This window comes from Limnospira sp. PMC 289.06 (assembly GCF_032350395.1).
GTDB lineage: Bacteria > Cyanobacteriota > Cyanobacteriia > Cyanobacteriales > Microcoleaceae > Limnospira > Limnospira platensis.
In genome coordinates, this window is sequence record NZ_JARPLC010000554.1 from 1 (window position 1) to 314 (window position 314).

The following is a 314-nucleotide window of genomic DNA, read 5'->3' on the forward strand; positions in this document are numbered from 1 at the left end:
AGTTGATGGTCTCTAAAGTGCAGTCTCAGTTAGATGAAATGACCCGGAAAATTGAGGGTTTTACCCAATCTCAATCACAGCTAGAATCTCTGGTCAAAGCGATCGCATCTTCTCAACTCCAATCCCAATCACAGCTAGAATCTCAGATAGAAGCGATCGCATCTTCTCAACTCCGGTCGCTACCACGGCTAGAATCACAGATAAAAGCGATCGCATCTTCTCAACTCCAGTCGCAATCACGGCTAGAATCACAGATAAAAGCGATCGCATCTCAATCCCGATCACAGCTAGAATCTCTGGTCAAAGCGATCGCC

The 314-nt window shown here is 46.2% G+C and carries 1 pseudogene; it reads left to right on the forward strand.

Annotated features, from left to right (window positions below):
- Nucleotides 1-314, forward strand: a pseudogene (locus tag P5674_RS26240) (GUN4 domain-containing protein); the annotation flags it as partial.